The following is an 18,345-nucleotide window of genomic DNA, read 5'->3' as shown; positions in this document are numbered from 1 at the left end:
AATTATCCTTTGTGTGTGATCACCCAACAGTTATGAATCTGTTTATTGCGCGAGAAGTCTTGCGGAAGTGTCTTAGCTGAGATGTTTTCAGCTTTTAGACCAAGCGCTTCAAGTTTCTCCAAATCCATTTTGAAGTGACGTTTGTTGTTTGAGAATACGATTTCACCACCTTCACGCAGCAGACGCTTAAGGTTACGCATCAGCTGGATGTGGTCACGCTGCACGTCGAAGCTCTGCTCCATACGCTTAGAGTTCGAGAATGTTGGTGGATCGATAAAGATTAGATCGTAGCTACCATCCGCCTGCTCTAACCACTGTAGACAGTCTGCTTGAATAAACTGGTGCTCGGTACCATCAAGGCCATTCACCTTCAGGTTCTCTTGCGCCCAGTTTAGGTAAGTCTTAGACATATCAACCGTGGTTGTAGACTTCGCGCCACCAGCAGCTGCATGTACCGTTGCAGAACCTGTGTAAGAGAACAAGTTCAAGAAGTCTTTTCCGCCAGCCATTTGGCCTAGCTTGCGACGAGTGAGCTTGTGATCGAGGAACAGGCCAGTATCTAGGTAGTCATGCAAGTTAACCAGTAGCTGTACACCGTATTCGGTCACCAACATGTACTCAGAATCTTGGCTAAGTTTCTGATATTGGCTTGAGCCTTTCTTACGTTCACGTACTTTTAGCACTACATTGTTAGCATCAACGCCTGTTACCTGAATCGAAGCACGGATCATATCCGTTAGACGGCGCTTAGTAGTCTCTTCAGGGATACTCTTAGGCGCAGCATATTCTTGGATAACCAGATGATCTTGATAAACATCGATAGCAGCGTTGTATTCAGGAAGATCGGCATCATACACACGGTATGCATCCAGACCTTCTTTCTTCGCCCACTTACCTAGCTTGTTTAGGTTCTTTTTAAGGCGATTAGCAAAATCTGGGGCGATCACGGCTTCAGCAGCTTTTGCGTCTGCTGAGCGCTCAGAGATGGAATAGTTCTTTTGGTGACATTGTAACGCACCGTTATTGACCTTGTACTGCTTATCTGCACGCATACGCAGACAAGCTAACAGTTCATCCGATGAAGAGAAGATAGATGCGTTGCAGCCACCAAATTCTGACTTAAGCTGGCCACCAAACGCTGTGTATAGCGCAATTAGACCAGGCTCAGTCCCTAGACGCTCACCGTAAGGAGGGTTACATATGATAGTACCCTGCTCGAACTCTTTAGGACGAGTCACTTTAGCCGCATCACCCATCTCAAAGGTAACTAGGTGATCAACACCGGCACGCTTAGCATTCTCACGAGCGGTCTTAAGCACGTACTTATCACTATCGAAGCCGTAGAAACGAGTCTCTAGTTTGTTAAGACCACGACGTGCTTGAACACTAGCCTCAGACTTAATCTCAGCCCATGTTTCTGGTTCAAAATCATTTAGGGCTTCAAAGCCCCACTGCTTGCGCTTAACGCCTGGTGCCATATTGGCCGCAATCATCGCAGCTTCAATAAGCAGCGTACCTGAACCACACATAGGGTCTAGCAGTGGTTTGTCAGCTTGCCAACCACTACGCAGCACGATTGACGCCGCTAGCGTTTCACGTAAAGGTGCGCGACCTGCTTCTGTACGGTAACCACGTTGGTGAAGACCGCTACCTACCATATCGATACCTAGTAACGCTTTATCACGATGCAAACGAACATGCACTCGAAGATCTGGACGATCTTTGTCGATCGATGGACGAGGCAGGTCTTTCTTAGTAAAGCAGTCGACAATGGCATCTTTAACTTTAAGTGCACCGTACTGACTGTTACGGATTTCACGGTTAGTACCGTTAAAGTCAACCACTAGACGCTTGGTCGCTTTGAAATGTTCAGGCCAGTTGATTGCAGTCGCAGACAAGTAGAGATCCATATCGTCTTGGCAGGTGAATTCTGCCAGCACTTTTACAAAGCGCGATGCCAAACGACTCCATAAACAACAACGGTAGATCTGTGCATTGTCTGCTTTAAATTTCACCCCTGCTTGTACAGGTTTTGGATTCTCAATGCCTAGTTTGGTGAGCTCGTCTACTAACAAGTTCTCCAAACCGTTGGATGTTACGGCTAGATACTGGTTCATACTGGTCTTACGTTTATAAAAATGGTCTCGATTATACCTAAACATCCGTTGAATTCTGAGTAATAAAAAAAGTTTTTTACCGCTAAACCACTGATTGATTCATTTCTAGTCATCTCCGACCAAAATTCTCTCTGCTCAAGTAAAACTCGCTTCGATGTTAGTAAGTGAGCACTTATCCACACTGTATCCATTGATTTTATTACCATCCGCCACTCAAAGGCATATTTATTCACTCGCATTTTGGTATATACCAGAGGTGCTTCAAAGGTGTAATTGGGTTACATTTAAGATAAAAACAGGGAATAAATGGCAGATTGACCGCTTGAAATGGAACCAACAAGAGAAAAATTGAGCGTAAATTTAGCTCAATTTGGGACTAAAATCGCACCACTGATACAATAAAACGGACTGGAATTGGCAAACTTTGAGCAAAAAAAGGCCAGCTTATCCAGCTGGCCGAAAGGAACGTTTTAGGGAATGGCTAATTTATGGCTTAGCCAACCATTGCAACAGGTAGAAATTCTGATGCGAAATCTGCTTTTACCATGCGGTCGTGCATGACTTTAATGTTCTGTCCAAAGGCAAGGACTTTGCTATCATTTAATACAAAACCATTGAGATCTGCACTGACACAAACCGAAGCACTATCACCCGCTTCTACCACGATAAATAGGCCATGAGATTGATTGTATCCATTCTTAAGGCATACGAACTCACCAACGCTTGGCGTGTACCCTTCACCTTGATAATCAAAGTACCAGCTTTTAGGTTGGCTAGGTTTATGAAAACGTTGAACACAAAGACAAACAAGTGCTAGCTCATCTTGATGGTGTGGATGGATATTAAGCGTACTGATAGCGTCTTGAAATTCGTCAAAGTTAGCAGCATCTTCTACCGTAAATTCATCTGCAGTAAAAGCTTCATCAACAAGCATTCGAGAAGGAATTTTTGGGGAGTACCCATAGTTCTTTCCATTGAATTCCATATTGAGTTTGAGTGCCTGTTCCTTGCTATCGAACGACCAATTCCAACTGTTATCTGGTTTTAGCATGGCATCGTCTCTGGAGTAATTCATACAAGTTGAGTCAGTGAAAACTTAGCTACTAACCCCGTTTGAATGTAATTCTACAAAGCGATCGACAAAAAAAAAGGGGAAATCTCCCCTTTTCAATTACTTACAAACATCAGATTTTGTACTAACAAAAGCTCAATTATTAGAGATTCTTAACGATATCTCTAACCAGACCAGGCCCTTGATAAATGAAGCCTGAATAAACTTGAACCAATTTTGCCCCAGCCATCATTTTTTCTTTGGCTGCCACATAAGAGTCAATACCACCAACACCAATAATTGGGAGTTCATCACCAAGGTGTTCGTGAAGTTTACGCACAACTTCCGTACTACGGGACTGGACAGGACGACCACTTAGGCCACCAGCTTCATTGGCGTGTTTCATACCCTCAACCAAAGAACGATCCAGTGTTGTATTGGTTGCGATGACACCATCAATTTTGTTACGCAGTAACGAATCGCAAATCTGTTTAAGCTCATCGTCGCTCAAGTCAGGGGCTATTTTCAGTGCCACTGGAACATATTTACCATGCTTGAGCTCTAATTCGGCTTGTTTCGCTTTAAGGTCAGACAGTAGTGAGTCGAGCGCTTCACCATATTGAAGCGTTCGTAACCCTGGCGTGTTTGGAGAAGAGATATTCACCGCTATGTAACCAGCGTACTGATAAACTTTCTCCATACAGATCAAGTAGTCTTCATTACCCTGTTCAATAGGTGTGTCTTTGTTCTTACCGATATTAATACCGATAACACCGTCATAATTGGCTTTCTTAACGTTCTCGACAAGATTGTCGACACCTTTGTTGTTAAAGCCCATGCGATTGATGATGCCTTCAGCTTCAACCAGACGAAAAAGGCGTGGCTGCTCATTTCCCGGCTGAGGACGTGGTGTCACAGTACCCACTTCAACAAAACCAAAACCCATAGCACCGAATGCATCGATACATTCGCCATCTTTATCTAGGCCTGCGGCCAAGCCGACTGGGTTTTTAAAAGTAATGCCCATACACTCAACCGGACGATTAGGTAGTTGTTGGCGATAAAATAGATCAATTGGTGTGCCTGTGAATCGCTTGAAATTTTGCATGGCTAAGTCATGCGCTTTTTCAGGATCCAGTTGGAAGATGCCAGCTCTGGCAAGACGGTAAAGCATTGTGCCTCCGAAAGAAAAAAGCCCCGATAAACGGGGCGATATTATTACTCATTTGCGGCGCAATTTAAATTTAAAAGTGCCAATTCCCTTAATGCGACCGAGAATTTAGCAAATTCATGCACAGAACCGACTTTAAACTCATTAAGAATATTATCCCACCTCTCAAGCGATGACTCATTATTGGTAACCCATTGATCAAGGGCCTCATTAACATCAAAGGCTTCTTCGGTACACTGGCAACTCAATACTTGAGCCGTCAATAGCTTTTGTTGCCAATCCAGATCTTCTCTAAAGGTCGAGCGAGCCAATGCTTGCCAGTTATTATCTACCGCTTGCTGGTTAATCTGCTTCAAGAACCAATGTAGAGATAGTCTATCTCCCAAAGTGAAGTACATTTTGGCTGCTTGTTGAACAGATTTGCCAGCTTCACGGGATACTGTAGATATATCCAGTGCCGACAACAGGCTCGACAAACGAGCAACATAATTGGCGACTTTACGATCGATACCCTGTTCGATCCAGACATCTGCTTGTGCGTTATGCTCTGCCACTTCTTCCGCAACCAAAAGATCGTCCAAGCTATTCATTATCTCTTGTGAATCATCATGATAGATATTGATTAACTCTGTTACCGTGTAACGATTTGAGCGGTTTCTCAGTAGCCAGCGAGACAATCGACGTAAAGTACGACGTATGGTGTACATTAAAGAGTACTGGGCTGTTGTTGATGCCTGATTATCAAAGCTTCGAATACTATTTAAGATATCACCGAGATCAAAGATTGACCTTGCCGCAGAATATGCATTGGCGATATCAACAACCGATGCCCCAGTCTCTTCTTGCAAACGGGTGACAAAATTACAGCCCATTTCATTAACCATCTGATTGGCAAGACATGTAGCGATAATTTCGGTACGAAGTGGATGATTATCCATTTGCGCTAAATAGTTACGTCGTAACTCAGATGGGAAGTATTCCACCAGCATTTTCGAGTGGAACTCATCATTCGCTATCGCATCAACCGCTAACTGCTCTTTTAATACCATTTTTCCATAGGCGACCAAGACTGAGACCTCAGGTCGTGTCAGAGCAAGCCCACGTTTTTCACGTTCCAGTAACGTTTCATCATCAGGAATGTACTCAAGCGCACGATCCAAATGCCCTGCTTTTTCAAGCGTATGAATGAAGCGGATCTGTTCTTTAACTAACTCAGATCCTCGTTGCTCACTTACGGAAATCGACTCGGCTTGGCAGTAAGCATCATGAAGTACAATTTCACCAACCTCATCTTCCATCTTATCGAGAATTTGGTTGCGCTGTTTTACCGTCAAGTCTCCATTGGCTACAAGGCTATTGAGGAAGATCTTGATGTTAACTTCATTGTCCGAACAATCTACACCACCAACATTGTCCACGAAGTCCGTGTTAACACGACCACCCTTCAAAGCATACTCTACACGGCCAAGCTGAGTCATCCCTAAGTTACCGCCCTCACCAACCACCTTGGCATTGAGGTCACAGCCATCAATACGTAAAACATCATTAGCGCGGTCACCAACATCCGTATGTGACTCGGTAGATGCTTTAACGTAAGTACCAATACCGCCATTCCAAAGCAGATCAACTTCCATCTTAAGCAGTGCTTTGATCAAATCGTTAGGCGGCATAGATGATTTGCGTGTGCCGATCATTTTTTGGATCTCTGGAGTGAGGTCGATCGACTTCGCTCTTCGAGAGAAGATCCCACCACCTTTTGAGATCAATTTACTGTCATAGTCTTCCCAACTGGATCGTGGCAGCTTGAATAGTCGATCTCTTTCAATCCAACTGCTCGCCGAATCTGGGTTTGGATCGATAAAGATGTGTAGGTGGTTAAAGGCCGCTTGCAATCGAATGTGCTTGGAGAGCAACATGCCATTACCAAATACATCCCCTGCCATATCACCCACTGCAATACAGGTAAAGTCTGTCTCTTGACAGTTAATGCCCATCTCTCGGAAGTGGCGTTTGACCGACTCCCAACCACCTTTGGCGGTTATGCCCATCGCTTTATGGTCATAACCATTAGAGCCGCCAGACGCAAATGCATCCCCCAGCCAGAAGTTATATTCATCAGATACTGAGTTTGCAAGATCTGAGAACGTCGCCGTCCCTTTATCCGCGGCAACGACTAGGTAGGCATCGTCTTCATCGTGTCTCACCACATTTTGTGGCGGAACCAGTTCGCCTTCAATGATGTTGTCAGAGACATCAAGTAGCGCACGGATGAAACGTTTATAACAACGTTGGCCTTCCGCAAAGATTTCATCTCTGCCATGCAAAGTGTGCTGACGCTTACAAACGAAACCACCTTTAGCGCCCACAGGTACAATAACGGTATTTTTTACTTGCTGCGCTTTCACCAGACCAAGAATTTCAGTTCGGAAATCTTCTTGTCTATCAGACCAACGTAGTCCGCCACGAGCAACTTTACCACCTCGCAAATGCACACCTTCAATATCTGGTGCGTAAACAAAGATCTCGTAGGCAGGCACAGGCTGAGGGATCTCAGGAATTTCTGTAGGTTTTAGCTTGAGAGCCAGCCAAGGTTTAGGTTGACCATCTTCACCATTTTGGAAGTAGTTAGTTCGTAGTGTCGCTAAGATCATATCCATGTAGCGACGAATGATACGATCATCATCTAAGCTCTCTACCTCATCAAGCTTCTCATACAGTCTGTTGATGATCTCAGTCTGGTTTTTCTTCGCTCCTTTATGCTTTGGAGCAAATCGCTTGTAAAACAGCCTTACTAGCTCTTTCGCCAAATCTGGGTGATGGCTTAGCGTATCTTCAATATAGGATTGGCTAAATGGGAAGCCCACTTGACGCATATAACGTGCGTAAGCACGAAGGATAGTAATTTCACGACCGCTTAAGCCTGCGCTCAATACCAATCGATTGAAGCCATCACTTTCTAATTCTCCTTGCCAGATGTTAGCAAAAGCTTGCTGGAAACGATCTCTTGCTTCTCGAAGATCCACCGACTGTTCACTGGCATGCAGCATAGAGAAATCAAGGATCCAGTATACGGTGCCGTTACTCTTCTGAACTTCATACGGTGATTCACCAATCACTCTCAATCCTAAGTTTTCTAAGATTGGCAGTACATCAGAAAGATGGATAGGCTCATCTCTATGGTACAACTTGAGGTGTACTGTTTTAGAGTCGACATTCTCTTCTTGCGGTCTGTAGAACAACATTCCCAACTTGTTGTTTTCATCTAACGATTCAAGACGTTGAATATCCGCAACGGCCGATCCCGGTAAGATCGCCTCTTTATATGATCGAGGGAAAGATTGCATGTACTCTTTTGCTAACCCAACACCAGTGCTTTCACCGTTGTGAGCAATAATTGCTTCTTGCAATCGGTCATCCCAAGATGAAGATACTTCCATTAAGTTTTGCTCTATCTCTTTTACGTTTACGTTTACGTTATTATTTTCAACGTGCACGATGTAATGGGTTCTTGCGAGAGGACTTTCAGAGAAGAAGGTCGTAAATTCGACTTCTTGATCAGAATTGAAGTACTCACCAAGAATTCTTTGTGTTTGGTGACGAAGGTTGGTGTTGTATCGTTCTTTGGTGACATAAACCATGCAACTAAAGAAACGGCCAAACGGGTCTTTACGCACAAACAGTCGCAACATATCGCGATCTTGCATTTGAACCACACCAGAGCCAACTTCTAACAACTCATCTTCGCTAGCTTGCAGAAGCTCATCACGCGGAAAGTTCTCCAGAATGTTGTGCAACGCCTTATAAGAGTATGAGCCAGGTAAGTAATGACTCGACTCCAGAATTCGTTCTACTTTTTCACGAATAAGCGGGATATTCGAAACACTTTGGTTGTACACCGCAGAGGTGTAAAGGCCACTAAATCTATGCTCACCGATCACCTTGCCGTTTTTGGCAATCTTCTTGATGCCGATGTAATCGGTATAAGCTGGACGGTGAATATGAGAGGCTGTGTTGCCTTTAGTGACAATCAGTAGATATGGTTTCTTAGCTTCTAGTCTTGCTGAATCTGCCAAGTCAGACAGCTTAACCGACTTAATTCGGTTATCTACCGAAAAGACGCCTAAGCCTTTATCCTCTGTTGGCTTGAGTTCGTGATCCCCTTCCACAGCAACAAGGTCATACTCTTTGTATCCCATGAAGGTGAAGTTGTGATCGCCAAGCCAACGAAGAAATGCGATGGTTTCTTCAATGCGGTCTTTCTCTAGAGGCAGATGATTTCTTTGCGCTTCTACTTCGGCAATCACCTCTTCGAGTTTGGCCGCCATTGGCTTCCAATCTCTAACTACTAATCCAGTATCGGTAAGAATGGCTTCAAGCTCGCCTTTAAGTTCAGCGATTTTCTGTTTGTCTGTCACCATATCAACTTCGATGTGAAACAGTGACAATACGTCACCACTATCGCCGTTCACTTCCGTGATTTCACCAGCTTTGTCGCGAGCCACTTTGGTTGGCCCGTGCAACATAAGATGGCTCGACAGATCTAAGCGAACCAAGGCCATTTTTATCGAATCCACCAAAAACGGACTGTCAGGGATAACAATCTCAACAATGGTATGGGTCGATTTCCAACCATGATGGCTTACGGTTGGGTTAAAGACCCTAACCGATGCCGTTTCGGCAGAAACTTCGTGAATATGGTGCCAAAGACTAACGACGGCACCATAAAGATCGGATTCATTACGCTGCACCAAATCATCTTGCGAGATGTTTCCAAATAGATGTTGAGCGAGCTTTGTGACAAAGGGGGATTGAGTCGATTCAAGTTTATCGTCAATGAGGCGGTAAACTTTCTCGAGTAGTACCGGCACTACGGTTTCACGTGCGGTCATAGGCACTCCAAATGTGGCTGTCATTGTTATTGTTAACCTTTCTTATTATTGTAAAAGCAATATTTAAAAAAGGTTAATTGAATTAAGCATCACATTTAGAGAAATGTCAGAATCTGTGATTAAGATTCCTATTTAAAGTGCTGGAAATTCTTCAGATTACAGTGCTTCTAACTTTACAAACTTATTATTTTGGTCAGTTGTTAACCTGAAGCGACCTTTTACCCCTATTTGACTAAGAAATGGTCGAAATTTAGCCGCAGGTAATTGCAGCTTGAGCCCTTGGTCGGTGTAGACGATAACGGTCGAAGCACTACCTGAGTAATAGCGTAAGAACTCTTGGTAACCGAGGTTTAAATTGAAGTGATATTGGTTCATGGAAGATTTGGCTCGAAAAGAGAGTTTACCCTTAGGTAAACTCTCATACTGGATATTACTGTTCTAGTGCCTTCTCGATCTTCTCGAAAAGATCTGACGCTAGATTGTCTAATTTAGACAACTTCTCTAACTGAGCACGCATCAAGTTTTGACGCTCTTCATCGTAGTTACGATATTTCAAAAGAGGGTCAATCAGGCGAGATGCCATTTGTGGGTTACTGCTATTGAGCTCTGCCAAAATCTCACCCGCAAACTCATACCCTGAACCATCAATAGCATGGAAATTCACTGGGTTACTAGCAAAGAAACTGCCCACTAGATTGCGAGTTCGGTTTGGGTTCTTGATGCTGAACGCTTCATGGCTCATGCACTGTTTGATAACCTCCAGCACATTTTCAGCTGGATTCGTACCTTGCTGCATAAACCACTTATCCATCACCAAGCCATCATGACTCCACTTATCACTAAAATCTGTCATCAGTGACTCACGGCAATTCAATTGCGCTTGGTTTGCACTTGCGAGGGCAGCCATGGTATCGGTCATGTTATTGGCATTTTGATACTGCTCGCTTACAAGTTTTTCACCTGCATCTGTTCTCGCTAAGTAAGCAAGACAAACATTACGTAGCGCACGTTTACCAATCGCTTGGTGCTCAACCGAGTAACTCTCTTGAGCCAATGAATGATAAGTTGCTGACAACTCATCTTCCAACTCTCCAGCAAACACTAGCTTAAAGTATCCAAGAACAACATTGATCGCATCGACGTCAACCGGCTTATACCAACCAGCAACTTCATTCTCGCTTGGAAGTGTCAGCATTTCCGCGATGAACGCCGGTTCTAGGCTGTCGCTCAGTAGCACGCCGCGGAAAGCATCAACAACCGCTTCTGGTAATTCGAAGTCATCACCTTGCTGTACTCTATCCACATTAAGTTTAATGTGTTTCGCCAAAAGCATTTGTCCTGCATCCCAGCGAGCGAACTCATTGCGAGCATTGACCATCAAGAACATCAAGTCATCGTCACTGTATTGGTAATCGAGACGAACAGGTGCTGAAAACTCTCTTAGTAATGAAGCTACGGGAGCACTGGTAATACCTTCAAAAACAAACGTCTGCTCAGATTCAGTGACGTTAAGCACATTGGCCACTGGAGAACCGTTACATTGTAACTCAACAACCGAACCATCTTGGTTATATAGCTCTATATCTAAAGGAATATGTAACGCTTGTTTCTCACTTTGATCAGCCGTCGCTTGTGTGTGCTGCTTCACAGTCAATGAGAACGTTTTCGCTTCTTGATCATAAGCGTCTGTCACCGTAAGCGTCGGTGTACCCGACTGGCTATACCATAAACGGAATTGCTTCAGGTCAACACCCGATGCATCTTCCATCGCTGCTACAAAATCTTCGCACGTTGCGGCTGTACCGTCATGACGCTCAAAGTAAAGCTTCATGCCTTTTTGGAAACCCTCTTCACCAAGCAAGGTGTGCATCATACGAATCACTTCACTTCCTTTCTCATACACTGTCAAGGTGTAGAAGTTATTCATTTGAATCACTTTCTCAGGGCGGATCGGGTGAGCCATTGGGCTCGCATCTTCAGCGAACTGAGGGCCGCGAATAATACGAACGTTGTTAATACGATTAACAGCACGTGAGCCTAAATCGCTCGAAAATTCTTGGTCACGAAAAACAGTCAAACCTTCTTTAAGGCTCAGTTGGAACCAGTCGCGACAAGTTACTCGGTTACCGGTCCAGTTGTGGAAATATTCGTGGCCAATTACCGCTTCAATGCCGAGGTAATCAGTATCTGTTGCGGTTTGATCGTTTGCTAAAACATACTTGGAGTTGAAAACATTGAGACCTTTATTCTCCATCGCACCCATGTTGAAGAAATCAACCGCAACGATCATGTAGATATCTAGGTCATACTCTAAACCGAAACGCTCTTCATCCCATTTCATCGAGTTGATGAGTGATGTCATGGCGTGAGGTGCACGATCCAAATTGCCTTTATCAACGAAAATCTCAAGAGCAACCTCACGGCCAGAAGCTGTAGTGTAACTATCTCTCAATACATCAAACTCGCCAGCGACTAAAGCAAACAAGTAAGCTGGTTTCGGATGTGGGTCATTCCACTTAACCCAATGTCGGCCATTATCTAACTTTCCTTCGTCGACTCGGTTACCATTACTCAACAGAAATGGATATTGTGCTTCTTCGGCGATAACCGTCGTCGTAAAGATCGCTAATACATCAGGGCGATCTAAGTAATAAGTGATTCGACGAAAACCTTCTGCTTCACACTGGGTACAAAACGCACCACCAGATTTGTATAATCCTTCCAATGCCGTATTCGCACTAGGATTCGTCAAGGTCTCAATTATCAGTTCACATTCGTCTGGCAGATTATGAATAGACAGCTGAGTGTCAGTCGCAGCAAAGTCACTCCACTCTTGGCCATCCACCTTGACTGATTTCAGAGTAAGCTCTTCCCCATCAAGAACTAAAGTTGAAGTCTCTTTTAATTTTTTAACTTGCGAAACGGCGGTAACCAGTGTTTCTGTATCTTGAAGATCAAATGTAAGATCTATGTGACTGATGGTGAAATCAGGAGACTGGTAGTCTTTACGGTATTTGGCTTGTAGGTTATCTGCCATTATATTTTCCTTATATTCCTTTCTAATATCGGTTGGCATCCTTAATAAAGTTCCAAACCAATATGTTCTGACCCAGATTGCGATGAAATGAAACAAAACAAAGCGAGTGCTAAACACTCGCTTTGTTGACTTGAGCTCTGGCTGGTCAGTCTGCCCTATATAATATACAAACTCGCTAAGAAACAGAAATCTAGCGTTCTGATTACTTCACTCGATTCAAAACTGCATACATATCCGAATTCTGGCTATCTAAAGTCAATTGACCGTCTGACAAAGTATACCTAGATGCTTGTTCGCCATCAGGATACATAAGCACAATACGGTCATCTTCGATGATGTAAATTCCTTCGTGGATGGCTTCGAGGCCGGAGTCAGAAACTACTCTAAATGAGAACACAAAGTCAGCTTTCAGCTCTAGATCCATTTGACTAACGCCACTAGCGGCAATGTCATCACCTAACAAGGTTTCACTGGTCCAAGAACCAACCAAGGCATCAGGAAGCCCTTTGTGAAACATTACACCATTAAGATTCAATGCGTTATGGTTATTGTGGTAATAGTAAAGCTGAGGCGTATCACTATCTAGACCGAGGACAAGGGTTGTATCATCAGCTTCATAACGCCCTTCCCAGTAATCCACACTATGATCTTTCTTTTGGATTTCTATCGTGAACTGATAATTTGATTCCAAAGACAAGCGAATGGCTAAAAAATTCTCGTTGCTGTTGACCGGATCTGGATTAAACATATACCAGTCACCGACCAAGAAAGGATGGTTAAATTGAGTAAGATCAGGCTTCTTTGGGACATCTACCTGTTTAGCCCCTAGCGTAAATATCGCCAAAAACAGAATTAACATTCGCATAACAACCACCCCTCTTTTCTTTAAGCGTAGGTGCTGTTATCAATTAACTCCAAATTTTTGATCTAAATCACATTTATTTTTCCTGCAAAAAAAGCGAGCCATTTGGCTCGCTTTTTAAAATCATCAGCTTTACACGTTGTTTTTATTGACAATATCTACGGTGATGGCAACAGCTTCGTCTAAGTAAGCATCCGGCGCTTCATAATCCTTTGGCACATCATCGAGGCTCTTAAATTCCTCATGACCTGCCAATTTTTGGCGCTTATTGATTCGAGCCAAGCGTTTAGCTTCCGCTTCTTCTTGCTCTTTATTGCGAGCTTTTTCGTTTAGAGAAAGCGTGTTTTGCTCTTTTTCTTGCTGATAAGTCTGGATATCTTCTGCAATGAACTGATATTCCAAATCGGTTGAGATTCGTTCATTGTGCTTCTTAATTAACGCTTCAATTAACTTAGATTGATTGCCAACTTGGCTGTATTCCGCTGCTGCAATCATGTCCCAAGGCAGTGCGTTATCTTCAACACTCTCACCGGTTTCATCTGGATCAATTGCCGTTGGGAATGGAATATCCGGTGCTACGCCTTTATTTTGAGTACTGCCGCCATTTACACGGTAGAACTTTTGAATAGTGTACTGGACATAACCCAATTCTTTCTCAAACAAATCATAGATCTGGTTTAAAGAACGATGTTGCTGAACAGTACCTTTACCGAATGAGTTCTCGCCGAGAACCACCGCTCGGCCATAATCTTGCATTGCGGCAGCAAAAATCTCAGACGCAGACGCACTGTAACGGTTGATCAATACGGTCAAAGGACCTTGGTAACTGATCTCACCCGCAGTATCACTGTTTTGCTCTATTCGGCCATAACTATCACGTACCTGAACAATCGGACCACTGGTGATGAATAACCCAGAAAGCGCCGTCGCTTCACTTAAAGCACCACCGCCGTTATTGCGCAAATCCACCACGATGCCGTCAACATTTTGCTCTTTAAGCTCGTTGATTAATGCATCAGTATCCTTTGAAAGACCTACATAGAAACTAGGTACTTCTAGCACACCAATCTTCTTACCACCCTGCTCAATCACTTCAGACTTCACAGCGCGGTCTTCTAGGCGGATCTTATCGCGGACAATGGTTACATCGTAACTTTTTGCACCCTTACCTTCTGGCAAAATCTGCAAACGCACTTTAGAACCCTTAGGTCCCTTGATCAGTTGCACCACGTCATCTAAACGCCAGCCGATGATATCAACCATCTCTTTTTTGTCTTGCGCAACACCTATAATACGGTCGCCGTCATTAAGCTGCTTGCTCTTAGCCGCAGGGCCACCAGCGACCAAAGAACGGATCACTGTATAATCGTCGCTCATTTGCAATACAGCACCAATGCCTTCCAAAGAAAGGTTCATTTCAGACTGGAATTGCTCTGCACTGCGCGGTGACAAGTAACTGGTATGCGGATCAACTTCACGAGCAAAGGCGTTCATGTAAAGCTGGAATACATCTTCACTTTTGGTCTGAGTGATGCGTTTCATAGCGTTGTTGTAACGCTTGGTCAGCATCTCTTTGATTTCAGGCCACTCTTTACCAGTGAGCTTAAGGTTTAACGCATCGTATTTGACCCGTTTTCGCCAAAGCTCGTTAATTTCATCTTGGTCAGTTGGCCATGCCGCTTCACTACGATCCACCGTCATGCTCTCATCAGCATCGAAGGTAATTTCTTTGTCCAGCAACGAAAGCGCAAAAGCAAACTGCTCGAAGCGTTTTTCATTAGCGAGATTGTAAAGCTTAAACGCAGTAGAGTTACTGCCAGATTTCAGCTGATCATCGAGCAATGTCGACTCTGCAGAGAAACGTTCGATATCAGCTTCAGTGAAAATATTGCGGTTGTAATCAAGCATCCCGACGTAGCGATCAAACATCGCTTGAGAAAACTCGTCGTTGAGACTGAAATGCTTGTAATGAGAACGGGTAAGGCGCGAGGTGATTCGCTTTGCAGCAGTAGCATGCTGCACTTCAGGAACCAGAGCGGTAAGATCGTCAGATGAGTATTTAGGCTCAACCGCTTGGGCTGAAGCTGCCAGCCAAAGGCTAGCAGCTAACAGTGTCAGTTTAGAACGACATTTCATGCGTAGGATTATCTCCTTTATGCACGCAGATGCTCCGCCTTAACAACCATCTGTAGGCCGTTATTGAGTTGCACGCGTACATCATCCTTATTAATTTCTACAATCGTAGCGGCCATATTTCCCTTGCCCATGTTAACGTTCACTTTGTTACCAATAGTGATTTCATCGTTATTAAGAGCACGAGTTTCTACAGGCGCTTCTTTCTTTGGTTTTTGAGCTTTTGGCTTAGAAGGACGAGCTGGCTTTTTAGCTGCTGGTTTCTTCGCTTTTGCTTCTTCACGTGCTTTCTCTTTGCGACGAGCTTGAACACGTGCCTTGCTTTCTGCTAATGCAGTCTTTGCGTGTTCAACATGTTCTTCTTCAAGAACACCGCACTCGTTACCATCCAAATCAACACGAACCGCACCAGGTTTTACACCATGTAGGTAACGCCAAGATGAAGTGTACTGACGTAGTGCAGCACGTAGCTGAGTTTTACTTACTTTTTCGTCTTCACTTAGACGCTCAGCAAGATCTTGAAAGATACCAATTTTCAGTGGCTTTGCTTCACCTTCTAAAGTAAAGCACTTAGGGAAACATTCAGCAATATATGCAATTACTTCTTTGCTGTTTTTTAACTTTTCAGTGTTTTCCATGAGGATTCCTGGTTATTGCGGCCTTTCCGCAGAGGGTTCATGTCATTAATTCTGGCTATTATAGTGACATACCTTTAAAAAACCACAACCAAGGCTCAATTTAATCGCTGTTAGCTTGGGAAATGAGCAACTTTTCCACTTCTTTCATCAATCTAACCAGCCCATCCTCATCATTTTGGTCGAACCGACCCACTTCTGGACTGTCGATATCTAGTACGCCAGCTACCCCGTTACCGATCGAAAAAGGGATCACGATTTCTGAATTGCTCGCAGCATCACAAGCAATATGGCCTTCAAATTGGTGAACGTCATGTATGCGTTGAACACTATTGGTTGCAACCGCTGTTCCACATACACCACGTCCAACCGGAATTCTCACACAAGCGGGCTTGCCTTGGAATGGACCGAGCACAAGCTCATCTTCTTTCATTAAATAAAAGCCAACCCAATTTAAGCGGTCCAACTCCATGTTTAGAATTGCGCTAATATTAGATAAGTTAGCAATCAGGTCTTTTTCGTCTTCAATCAGTGCGATAACTTGCTTGGTAAGCGTGTTGTAATTGGTTTTATCCATTTCTTTTAAATCCTTAAGAAGCATGTAAAATGCCCACTCCAACTAATAATAGGATTCATTCTCATAACGATGTCCCAGTATTCAGACACTATTAGCCCGAGTTGGCTGATAACACAAGCGAAATTACACAAAAACAAGCTCATACTGGCGAACTTGATTGCAATTGCTGCCACTTTAGTCAGTGTGCCAATCCCACTATTGATGCCACTAATGGTTGACGAAGTGTTATTGGACCAACCAGCTTCAGGACTGGCGATGATGAACTCAGTTCTGCCTCAGCAGTGGCAAACTGCCATTGGCTATATCATGTTTACCCTGTTTATGGTGGTCGTGATGCGTGCCACCAGCCAAGCCCTCAACATCTGGCAAAGCCGACAATTTACTTTGGTTTCAAAAACCATCACATACAAGATGCGAGTGCGCATGCTCGAAAAGCTGGGCCGTATTTCTATATCCCAGTATGAGACCCGAGGCAGTGGCGGCATCAACTCCCACCTAGTCACTGACATCGAAACCATCGATCAGTTCATTGGGAGCACCCTTAGCAAGTTTATCGTCAGCTTATTAACCGTGATAGGAACTGCAGGTGTGCTGTTGTGGTTAGAGTGGCGGTTAGGTCTGTTTATCCTGCTGGTCAACCCCATTGTCATCTATTTCTCTCGCAAGTTAGGAAGCAAGGTAAAACACCTTAAAAAGCATGAAAACCAATCTTTTGAGCGCTTTCAAAACCGCCTAGTTGAAACATTGGATGGCATTTACCAGCTAAGAGCAGCCAACAAAGAAAAAGAGTTTTTGCAGGAGCTTAAAAACCAGGCCAATCAAATTCGTGTAGATGCAGACAAATACGCATGGCAATCAGAAGCCGCAGGCCGAGTTTCATTTTTGCTATTTTTGATCGGATTCGAACTGTTTAGAGCCGTTGCGATGCTAATGGTACTATTTAGCGATCTCACTATTGGGCAAATCTTCGCAGTATTTGGCTACCTGTGGTTTATGCTATCCCCAGTGCAAGAGCTGCTGAGTATTCAATTCTCATGGTACAGTGCAAAAGCGGCCCTCAGCCGTGTAAACACCTTATTAGAATTGGAAGAAGAACACAGACCTGTCAGCCGAGTGAATCCATTTAACCAAGACCGCAGCGTCGATATTCGCATTCGAGACTTAGAATTTTCATACAACAGTGATAAACAGGTCTTAAATCAACTAAATATGGATATTCCAGCGGGAAAAAAAGTCGCATTGGTTGGTGCCAGTGGCGGAGGTAAATCCACACTGATCCAGTTGCTGCTTGGAGTCTACCGTCCCTCTGCGGGCCTTATCACAGTCAATGGCCACTCTACTGAAGAGATAGGCTTTGATATTATACGTGATAAGTTTGCCGTTGTTTTACAACAACCTATACTCTTTAATGACAGCTTAAGGCATAATCTAACCCTTGGCGGGCACTATAGCGATGATGAGCTTTGGCGTGCACTCGATATTGCGCAGCTGCAAGATGTCACCGAGCAGCTCAGTGACGGCTTAGAGACACAAGTTGGCCGTCAGGGCATTCGTTTGTCAGGCGGACAAAGGCAACGCTTGGCGATTGCTCGAATGATTCTAAGTGACCCTGATTTTGTTATCTTAGATGAAGCGACGTCTGCCCTAGATACAGCGACTGAATCAGCCCTGCATACAGCGCTCAGTCAGTTTTTAAAAGGCCGAACCACGTTAATTGTTGCACACCGTTTATCTGCGGTGCGTCAAGCTGACCTAATTTATGTACTTGAAGATGGCGAAGTGAGCCAATCTGGTACCCATAAGGAACTCGTAGAACAAGATGGTTTATATCAGACGCTGTATGGCAGCGTTCAATCATAGCAATTCATCTTTG

At 44.0% G+C, this 18,345-nt stretch carries 11 protein-coding genes; 1 reads left to right on the top strand and 10 read right to left on the bottom strand.

Annotated elements, in window-relative coordinates; all coding sequences use genetic code 11:
* Positions 1 to 2 precede the first annotated feature (2 nt).
* From rlmKL to msrC, 10 genes are all read right to left on the bottom strand, one after another.
* Positions 3 to 2,117 (bottom strand): bifunctional 23S rRNA (guanine(2069)-N(7))-methyltransferase RlmK/23S rRNA (guanine(2445)-N(2))-methyltransferase RlmL, encoded by a 2,115-nt coding sequence (rlmKL, locus tag J4N39_RS06915; protein WP_252023396.1) that lies wholly within the window; start codon positions 2,115 to 2,117, stop codon positions 3 to 5.
* A 493-nt stretch (positions 2,118 to 2,610) separates the two neighbouring features.
* A complete protein-coding gene (locus J4N39_RS06910; RefSeq protein ID WP_252023394.1) occupies positions 2,611 to 3,192 on the bottom strand; it encodes a cell division protein ZapC domain-containing protein in 582 nt (193 codons plus the stop codon).
* Positions 3,193 to 3,331: 139 nt separating this feature from the next.
* A complete protein-coding gene (gene pyrD, locus J4N39_RS06905) occupies positions 3,332 to 4,342 on the bottom strand; it encodes a quinone-dependent dihydroorotate dehydrogenase (protein WP_252023393.1) in 1,011 nt (336 codons plus the stop codon).
* A 44-nt stretch (positions 4,343 to 4,386) separates the two neighbouring features.
* A complete protein-coding gene (locus J4N39_RS06900; protein ID WP_252023385.1) occupies positions 4,387 to 9,228 on the bottom strand; it encodes an NAD-glutamate dehydrogenase in 4,842 nt (1,613 codons plus the stop codon).
* A 156-nt stretch (positions 9,229 to 9,384) separates the two neighbouring features.
* Positions 9,385 to 9,603, bottom strand: a complete 219-nt coding sequence (locus J4N39_RS06895; RefSeq protein WP_252023383.1) for a DUF2835 domain-containing protein — start codon at positions 9,601 to 9,603, stop codon at positions 9,385 to 9,387.
* 55 nt (positions 9,604 to 9,658) lie between these two features.
* Positions 9,659 to 12,265 carry an aminopeptidase N gene (pepN, locus tag J4N39_RS06890; RefSeq protein WP_252023381.1) on the bottom strand — a complete coding sequence of 869 codons (2,607 nt, stop codon included), beginning with the start codon at positions 12,263 to 12,265 and terminating at the stop codon, positions 9,659 to 9,661.
* Positions 12,266 to 12,467: 202 nt separating this feature from the next.
* Complete coding sequence (locus J4N39_RS06885; protein WP_252023379.1) at positions 12,468 to 13,130, bottom strand: hypothetical protein; 663 nt, start codon at positions 13,128 to 13,130, stop codon at positions 12,468 to 12,470.
* A gap of 129 nt (positions 13,131 to 13,259) precedes the next feature.
* Positions 13,260 to 15,263, bottom strand: a complete 2,004-nt coding sequence (gene prc, locus J4N39_RS06880) for a carboxy terminal-processing peptidase (RefSeq protein ID WP_252023378.1) — start codon at positions 15,261 to 15,263, stop codon at positions 13,260 to 13,262.
* A gap of 17 nt (positions 15,264 to 15,280) precedes the next feature.
* Entirely contained in the window at positions 15,281 to 15,898 is a 618-nt protein-coding gene (gene proQ, locus J4N39_RS06875) for an RNA chaperone ProQ (RefSeq protein ID WP_252023377.1), read from the bottom strand.
* A gap of 100 nt (positions 15,899 to 15,998) precedes the next feature.
* Positions 15,999 to 16,472 carry a free L-methionine (R)-S-oxide reductase MsrC gene (gene msrC, locus J4N39_RS06870; RefSeq protein WP_252023376.1) on the bottom strand — a complete coding sequence of 158 codons (474 nt, stop codon included), beginning with the start codon at positions 16,470 to 16,472 and terminating at the stop codon, positions 15,999 to 16,001.
* 69 nt (positions 16,473 to 16,541) lie between these two features.
* Here msrC and J4N39_RS06865 point away from each other — a divergent pair, with 69 nt between their 5' ends.
* Positions 16,542 to 18,332, top strand: a complete 1,791-nt coding sequence (locus J4N39_RS06865) for an ABC transporter ATP-binding protein (RefSeq protein ID WP_252023375.1) — start codon at positions 16,542 to 16,544, stop codon at positions 18,330 to 18,332.
* The last annotated feature ends 13 nt before the right edge of the window (positions 18,333 to 18,345 follow it).

The sequence above is a fragment of the Vibrio sp. SCSIO 43136 genome, assembly GCF_023716565.1.
In the GTDB taxonomy this organism is placed as follows: domain Bacteria; phylum Pseudomonadota; class Gammaproteobacteria; order Enterobacterales; family Vibrionaceae; genus Vibrio.
This window is presented reverse-complemented; position numbering and strand designations above follow the sequence as displayed.